General features: G+C 45.8%; 6 protein-coding genes. 3 read left to right on the top strand and 3 right to left on the bottom strand.

Annotated features, from left to right (window positions below; translation table 11 throughout):
- Nucleotides 1-819: 819 nt before the first annotated feature.
- The gene (locus QT974_RS28380) at nucleotides 820-1,056 is read left to right on the top strand and encodes a hypothetical protein (protein WP_333471732.1); all 237 of its coding nucleotides are present in this window, start codon (nucleotides 820-822) and stop codon (nucleotides 1,054-1,056) included.
- A gap of 11 nt (nucleotides 1,057-1,067) precedes the next feature.
- Here QT974_RS28380 and nadB read toward each other — a convergent pair whose 3' ends face one another.
- The 3 genes from nadB to QT974_RS28365 form a co-directional block, all read right to left on the bottom strand.
- Nucleotides 1,068-2,717 (bottom strand): L-aspartate oxidase, encoded by a 1,650-nt coding sequence (gene nadB, locus QT974_RS28375; protein ID WP_333471731.1) that lies wholly within the window; start codon nucleotides 2,715-2,717, stop codon nucleotides 1,068-1,070.
- 458 nt (nucleotides 2,718-3,175) lie between these two features.
- Nucleotides 3,176-3,610: a photosystem II complex extrinsic protein PsbU gene (gene psbU / locus QT974_RS28370; RefSeq protein WP_333471730.1), complete on the bottom strand. Its 435-nt coding sequence runs from the start codon at nucleotides 3,608-3,610 to the stop codon at nucleotides 3,176-3,178.
- Between the two features lie 254 nt (nucleotides 3,611-3,864).
- Nucleotides 3,865-4,851: an adenylate/guanylate cyclase domain-containing protein gene (locus QT974_RS28365; RefSeq protein WP_333471729.1), complete on the bottom strand. Its 987-nt coding sequence runs from the start codon at nucleotides 4,849-4,851 to the stop codon at nucleotides 3,865-3,867.
- Between the two features lie 468 nt (nucleotides 4,852-5,319).
- Here QT974_RS28365 and hisF point away from each other — a divergent pair, with 468 nt between their 5' ends.
- Nucleotides 5,320-6,090 (top strand): imidazole glycerol phosphate synthase subunit HisF, encoded by a 771-nt coding sequence (gene hisF, locus QT974_RS28360; RefSeq protein WP_333471728.1) that lies wholly within the window; start codon nucleotides 5,320-5,322, stop codon nucleotides 6,088-6,090.
- Between the two features lie 593 nt (nucleotides 6,091-6,683).
- The gene (locus tag QT974_RS28355) at nucleotides 6,684-7,025 is read left to right on the top strand and encodes a low temperature-induced protein (protein ID WP_333471727.1); all 342 of its coding nucleotides are present in this window, start codon (nucleotides 6,684-6,686) and stop codon (nucleotides 7,023-7,025) included.
- Nucleotides 7,026-7,197 lie beyond the last annotated feature (172 nt).

Genomic DNA, 7,197 nt, shown 5'->3' with positions numbered 1-7,197 from the left:
AAACGCAGATAATTTTAGGGTGTTTTCCGATTTTTGCAATTCAAGTCTATTATGTTGCACGATTCGATAAAAATCGTATAACTTGAGACAATCTGCAAACTTTTATGGCACAAGTCATTCCCAAATCTCTAATAATTCGACCCTGCCGAATGGCCTCATTCTAAAACTTGTTGCCTCGCGACTTCTCACCAGCGTAGCTTTTTATGAAGTCGCATAATCTAAAATCTCAAACAATACAATAAGTTGTGATATTAATTCCGTCAGCATCAGAATCATTCATCTCTCTGTTGTCTTCCTCGGCGTCAAGAGGGTTGTAGAAAGGTTAAATCACCTAACGATACAATCGGAATTGATAGGAAAATTAGTTTTAGCAATTTTTTGATAAAACAGTCCTAAACAAGAGCATTTCTCTCTTCCGGCATTCTCTAACCGATCCCTAGAAAAATCTAAAATCTGTCATTAGATAGAGTTACAAAAAATATGAAACTTAGCACAGTAAAGCAGTTAGATATCGAAAAGTTAAAAAATATTAAGAAAATGAGATATTTTAAAAATAATTCAACGGCAGAGCGATGCTCCAAACCCTTGTCCAGTAAGTTATTTCCCTCTAGAATCATAAATTTCAAAGCCCCAACCCTAAAATCATAGGAGACAGAAAATAACTTAAAATCGCCAAAAAGCTTTGATAGAAAAGGGTTTACGTAAACTGACGAAAGTTAATTAAAGTAAATGTAAAGATATCCGTGGAAATACGGAAAATTATAGATATAATAGGTGGTAGAAAGAAAGTGTATCTACTGCGGTGATTTGAAGAAGGCTATGAATACTATGGGTACTTTGATTCAGCTCACAACAACGGCAACCCTGGCTCTCTGCTGGCAAGTTAATGGGATGGGGATTGCCAATGCGGCTCAACTGGGACAGAACTCACCCAAAAACCCATCGACCCCCACTGTTTTGACGGTTGCACAAACATCTCGGACTCCAAGCAACCCCAGAAAATACGAACCAGACCCCAATGGAAACCCCAATAGTGACGGTACTGGGACGCGCTGACTAATTTTTGACTATTCTATGGGCTCGGATTGGTACCAATTCGATTGGTGAATTAAAGTGTGGCTGCACCAATCTCGATCGGTCACCGGATAATCTACCCGGTAGTGACCGCCGCGGCTTTCTGTGCGAAACGCAGCACTTTTGAGAATTAAGTAGCCAATATCCAACAAATTGCTAACTTCGCCCCAAGTTCGCAAAACCGAGCTATTTTCCCCATTAAAAGGCGCAAAATCAATGATTTGTCGGGGTCGCAAATTCAGCAAAGCCTGACTCAAGGGTAAAGAAGCAAATTCTTGCAACCAAAGCTCAACCTGGGCGATCGCAATTTCTAAATCCCGTTTTCCCCGGCAAATTCCGGCGCTTTGCCACACCAAACTCGGCAATTCGACCCGCAACCTGTCGATCGCCTCAATATCCTGTTGTGAAATGGATTTTTCCAAGATTTCCCCACCATCTTGATCATCCGGGAATGCCTGGGAATTTTCACCTTCTAGTTGCAAAAGTCCCATCTGGGCGCCAAAAACCAGACATTCCAGCAGCGAATTGCTCGCCAACCGATTAGCACCGTGCACCCCCGTGCTCGCAGTTTCTCCCACTGCGTACAAACCCGGAATCGAAGTTTGGTTGAACTTGTCAGCCACAATCCCTCCCATCCAGTAATGGGCGGCGGGCGTCACGGGCACCGGTTCGGAAAAAATATCAATTCCCCAATCGGCGCACACTTGAATAATATTCGGAAACCTGTAGCGCAGTCGATCGACCGCAATCGGGCGCAAATCCAGCCAAACATGAGGTTCCCCCGTCTTCTGCAAGTGGCGGAAAATCGCGCGGCTGACAACATCGCGAGGGGCGAGTTCCCCGCTGGGGTGAGAGTCAAAAGCAAAGCGATATCCTTTACTGTCTACCAAATGAGCTCCTTCTCCCCGCACCGCTTCGCTAATCAGAAACCGAGGCGCGCCCGCTTTGCTGAGGGCTGTCGGGTGAAACTGCACAAATTCTAAATCTCGCAGCAGCGCCCCGGCGCGCCACGCAATGGCTACCCCGTCCCCGGTACTTACCGACGGGTTGGTGGTTTGAGCAAAAACCTGTCCGCCGCCTCCTGTAGCCAGCACTACGGCCGCCGCCCGCAGCCATTTGACTCGGGAGTCGCAAATCGAGCTAATGCCCTGACAGCGCCCGCTTTCGTCTAGCCACAAACTTAAAGCAAAGGCTGGGGATACGAGTTGAATGTTTTTGCGGCTCAATACTTTTGCTGTCAGGGTACTGACAACCGCTTTCCCTGTGGTGTCGGCGGAGTGGAGCACTCGGCGGCGGGAGTGGGCGGCTTCTAGGGTGAGGGCTAAATCCGGGCCTGTGCGATCGAATGCAACGCCCATTTTCACGAGGGAATCAATGCAATCAGGAGCTTGCTCTACTAAAAATTGCACTGCTTCCAAGTCGCAAAGACCGGCTCCGGCGGCGAGTGTATCTTTAACGTGTAGGGCTGCGGAATCTTCAGGGGCGATCGCCGCGGCAATCCCTCCTTGGGCCCAATCGCTGGCAGAAATAGGCAGGATATTTTTATTGATCAAGCCTACGTGCAAATGTTCTGGGAGGCAAAGTGCAGTGTACAAACCGGCTGCGCCAGCACCTATCACCAATACGTCAAATTTGTCAGTCATAACTCGGGCGATTTTAGATTTTAGATTTTAGATTTTAGATTTTAAAATTAACTTAAGAGATGAATATGGCGAACATAAATATCGATTTGAGATGGCAAATTTGACTCTACTAACGATTTGAAGGGCTGGAACAGTCAACTTTTGATTTGACAATTGAATAATTTAATCTACAGATAAATCTGGATTTAAACTAATATCTAATTTTTTTGCTTCTCAGAACGTCAGAGGCTGGTATTCGTCTGATTGTGCGATCGTTTTGCAACTTATTCGGCATTCGTCAGCCACAGTAGAAGCCATAAGCCATAAGCCACAACCCAAAACCCATAAGCCACAAGCCATAATTCATGAAATAACAAAAAATTAATTCTGACTAATGACGGCAGGACTAATGACTAATGACGGCAGGACTAATGGCTAATGACTTCTACCGAATGCCTTCAAATGAGACCCGATACTAATTAGTCGTAGAGACCGTTATTCAACCGGGTGTCTCCTTCAATAAACACTGATTCGACATCAGTTACGGTAAATTTGTCCATGTTAGCTTGCAGCACCTTTTTCTGAGGTTCCGTCAAGCCTGAAATGTTGAGTACCTCCTCAACTTTTTCGTAAGGAGCATTCTTAATAATTAGTCCAGCTAAAGTGGGATACAGCCCTCGAAATTCCCGAAAGTCACGGACGGCGCTGTTGTTCAAATCAAGTTTTTTGCCGTATTCTGTGGCAAGCTTGTCATCGGCGCGATTGGTTCTAGCCGGAGCTTCAACCGCTATGAGCGAGGATGACGGTAAAACGATGCGGCTCAAGTTTGCCGCGATCGCGCTCGTGTCTCCAGCCCATGCAAAGCAGCCCAGCACTAAGCCCAATACTGCCAATAGACGACCCAATCGTTTCATGAAGTTTTGTCTCCCAATTTCATACACAGCATTTATGTAGAGACTACCATTTTGCTTATGCAGTTTGTCAGATAAATCCGCAGCAGCCTGAGGACTGTTAACAAAATTTACATTTAACTATTGACATGGCCGACGAGATGTGATTTACCTCGAACTAGAGGGAATAGCTCACAAGTTCCTCAAATCCGCTCCCCATTCAAAACTGGCGCTCCCATGTTTAAGGGTTGATTGTTGGCTCAGAACCTATTTTCTAGCTATCGAGAACTCTTTCCTTTGGTTTTGAGAAAGGCGTTCAAGTCAGCATATGTACCGCCGTAAGTGATGCTGGGAGTGTCGTAACCCTTCAAAGCAACGGTGTGCTGCTCGAAAGCGTCCTGGGCGCCCAAGGCTGTCAGGTATTTGTAGGTGGTTTCTCCCACGGCGATATCTTTGCCGAGTTGCTTGGTGCAAGACTCTAAGCGAAATGCTGCATTGACAGTATCTCCCAAAGCCGTGTAGTCCGATCGGTCGCTGCTACCAGAATTTCCCACCATTGCATAACCGGTATTGATTCCAGCCCCGACTCGCAAAGGAAAAGGCAGGGGATAACGGCTGCTGAGTTCGTCTGTTGCCTTGTGCAGTTCGCTCAAAGCTTGGCAAATCCGCATCATTTCTTCATTGCTAACACCGTCGGTTTTGTGGAACCAGACGGCCATAATCGCATCGCCGATGTATTTGTCCACCCAACTCCCGTGTTCGCGAATGATGTGTCCGGCTTTGCGGAACCAATTCCCGATGACTTCCGAGAGCAGGGTTTCGTCTAGCTGTCTGGTCAAAACGGTAAAGTCTCGGATGTCCATTACCATGACGCTGATCAAGCTGCGCACTGTCAAAGTCGCCGTAAAATCTTCCGAGTCTGTTTCGTGTATGCGATCGAGCCTGCGGCCTGCGGTTGGGTTATGGAAGTCCAACTCGGTTTGACCGAAAATAATCCGATCGCCATTTCGGAGCGTCACAGGAATACTCACCCGCCGTCCGTTGACAAAGGAACCATTGCGGCTTCCCAAGTCGATCAGATAAAACTCTCCGGTCTCCATTTGCTGTAGCATCGCGTGATTGCGTGAAATCCAGCGATCGGTCAATACAAAATTATTGTCATCATTCCGCCCTACTGTCCAGCAATTGCTGCCGGAGAGCGGCAAGTAGCGATTGCCGCTTTCTGTACGAAGTAACAAATGTGGATTGGCTTGCAAAGTCACCACAGCCCTAGAAACGACATCAAGTCAACCGATTTGAGGTTTTTAACTTTAAATTTTAACTGTACCGCGCGGCTGATAACGGAGATTGTTGGTCAAAAATCTTAAATCGGCTGTTCTCAAATCTAAAATTGTTTAGTCGATCGTCGATGCACCGAACCCATATAGGATTGCCCAACCACAATTCGATCGCCAGCGCTGCGGTAGTTATGGTTCGATCTTAAGCGAAAGTGTCATATTTTTGCACGTCACAGATGTATTTGTGGAATTAAATTTGCTGCTTTTTGCCCAAAATCTCACTTATTTATGCTTTTGTGTCCCCGAAAAAACTTAAAAATTGGTATGGCGATCGGACAAAGTGTTTTTAAACACAAGGTATCTTTAAGATTTGTTGCTAAACTTCGGCTTTTTGAAGAAATCAACAAAGCCTTTTCCTCTCTGCGGCGCTCAATCAATTAGAAACACGAGAATTTTATGTTATCGAAGAGAATTTTGCCTTGTCTGGATGTGAAAGCCGGCCGTGTGGTCAAAGGTGTGAATTTTGTCAACCTTAAGGATGCTGGCGATCCGGTGGAAATGGCCCAGGTATACAATGATGCGGGTGCTGACGAGTTGGTGTTTCTGGACATTACGGCGACGCACGAAGACCGGAACATTATGATTGATGTGGTGTACCGGACTGCCGATCGAGTATTTATCCCTTTGACGGTGGGCGGCGGCATTCAATCCTTGGACACAATTAAAAGTTTGTTGAGGGCGGGCGCCGATAAAGTCAGTATTAATTCGGCGGCGGTGCGCGATCCGAGTTTAATTGACAAAGCGAGCGATCGATTTGGCAATCAGTGCATTGTATTGGCCATAGACGCCCGCAAACGCCAAGATGCCGATAATCCCGGTTGGGATGTCTACGTGCGCGGAGGGCGTGAAAATACTGGAAAAGATGCGATCGTCTGGGCCCAGGAAGCCTGCAAGCGCGGCGCCGGCGAAATTTTGGTGACCAGCATGGACTCTGACGGCACTCAAGCCGGTTACGACTTAGCATTAACCCGCAGTATCGCCGAAGTTGTAGAAATTCCTGTGATTGCTTCCGGCGGCGCCGGCAACTGTCACCACATTTACGAAGCCGTGACTGAGGGCAAAGCGGAAGCTGCACTGCTGGCTTCGCTGCTGCATTACGGACAGCTTAGCGTCGGAGAAATTAAGACTTATCTAGCAAAATGTAAAGTTCCTGTGCGGCAGCAATAATTCATCTGACAGCAACACGCAGGATGCCGGTGCCACGATAATTACATTTTTTTGTGGGGTGGGAAATGCACCCACCCCGATCGGCATTAATGCAAATAGTGCCTGATGTCAGGTGCATTAAACAGCAGAATTGTGCTGATTTTCGCGGATGATATAGCAGTGGACAGTGGACAGTGGACAGTGGACAGTTGACAGTGGACAGTTGACAGTTGCAGAGTAGGGGGTTGAAAGCATTGATGCGTGAAATAAAAGAATGCAATTGCAGATCGCCTGAAAACTACACAATCAGTCAGTCCCAATTTAAAATCTAAAATTTAAAATCTAAAATCTAAAATCTAAAATAATATGGCTTCCGGTGATGCACCATACTCATCTATCGGAAGGCACAAAGCTAAAATATTCCCTGAGAAGGATTTCAGATCCCAGCTTTTTCGCCTAAATTCTATATATTAGCTCGAATCAAGAGACAACAACTGCTAACAAACATATGTTGGCTTTCTCAAACTAGAGTTAAAGATTGTGCAGAATTTGAGTTAAATTCAGCCTGTTAACAATCTCAACGATCAAAACTTCTAAAAACGGAGAATTTTTGTATGTCTTTTATCACCTTTAACTTCCCTGCCAAGCGTTTAGTTCGCAGTTTAATAGCTGTTTGTTTTTGTGCTTTGATGTTTGTGTCTAATGCTTTCCCAGCTTTTGCCGTTACCAGCAGCCCCACCAAAGGTGAAGATAAACTCTTGGGGATTGAGAAAGAAGCTCAAGAAGTTGTCCTGAAAAACCCGATGTCTCTCGAAGAAACTCAAGAAAAAGCCAGCAAAGGGCCCAACGAAGTTCAGGGAGATGCTGACCTTGATAAAATGAAAAATCCTTCCAATACAAAGGCTACATCCTTTGAGCAACAAGTTAAAAAGACTGTCAGCAAAATCAAGGACTAACCACACATTTATCAGTCTTAAAAAATAGGGACGCGGCAGTGCCGTGTCCTGATTTTTTTGATTTAAGAACTAAATTTAACAGAGGGTTTGATCGTTCGGAATGCGAGTCCGCATCAATGACCGAAAGCATCCAGGATACAAGCCCCCGGATTCATCCGTGGAGAAATAAAAA

Origin of the sequence: Microcoleus sp. BM001215392, from assembly GCF_036700185.1 — a bacterium.
Classification (GTDB): Bacteria; Cyanobacteriota; Cyanobacteriia; order Cyanobacteriales; family Microcoleaceae; genus Microcoleus.
The sequence above is the reverse complement of the archived record's forward strand: the minus strand, read 5'-3'. Positions and strand labels throughout refer to the sequence as shown.

Excerpts from the sequence above, each read along its gene's own strand:
- QT974_RS28355 (WP_333471727.1), top strand. The coding sequence starts at position 6,684 with ATGTCTTTTATCACCTTTAACTTCCCTGCCAAGCGTTTAGTTCGCAGT.
- QT974_RS28380 (WP_333471732.1), top strand. The coding sequence starts at position 820 with ATGAATACTATGGGTACTTTGATTCAGCTCACAACAACGGCAACCCTG.
- psbU (WP_333471730.1), bottom strand. The coding sequence starts at position 3,610 with ATGAAACGATTGGGTCGTCTATTGGCAGTATTGGGCTTAGTGCTGGGC.
- nadB (WP_333471731.1), bottom strand. The coding sequence starts at position 2,717 with ATGACTGACAAATTTGACGTATTGGTGATAGGTGCTGGCGCAGCCGGT.
- hisF (WP_333471728.1), top strand. The coding sequence starts at position 5,320 with ATGTTATCGAAGAGAATTTTGCCTTGTCTGGATGTGAAAGCCGGCCGT.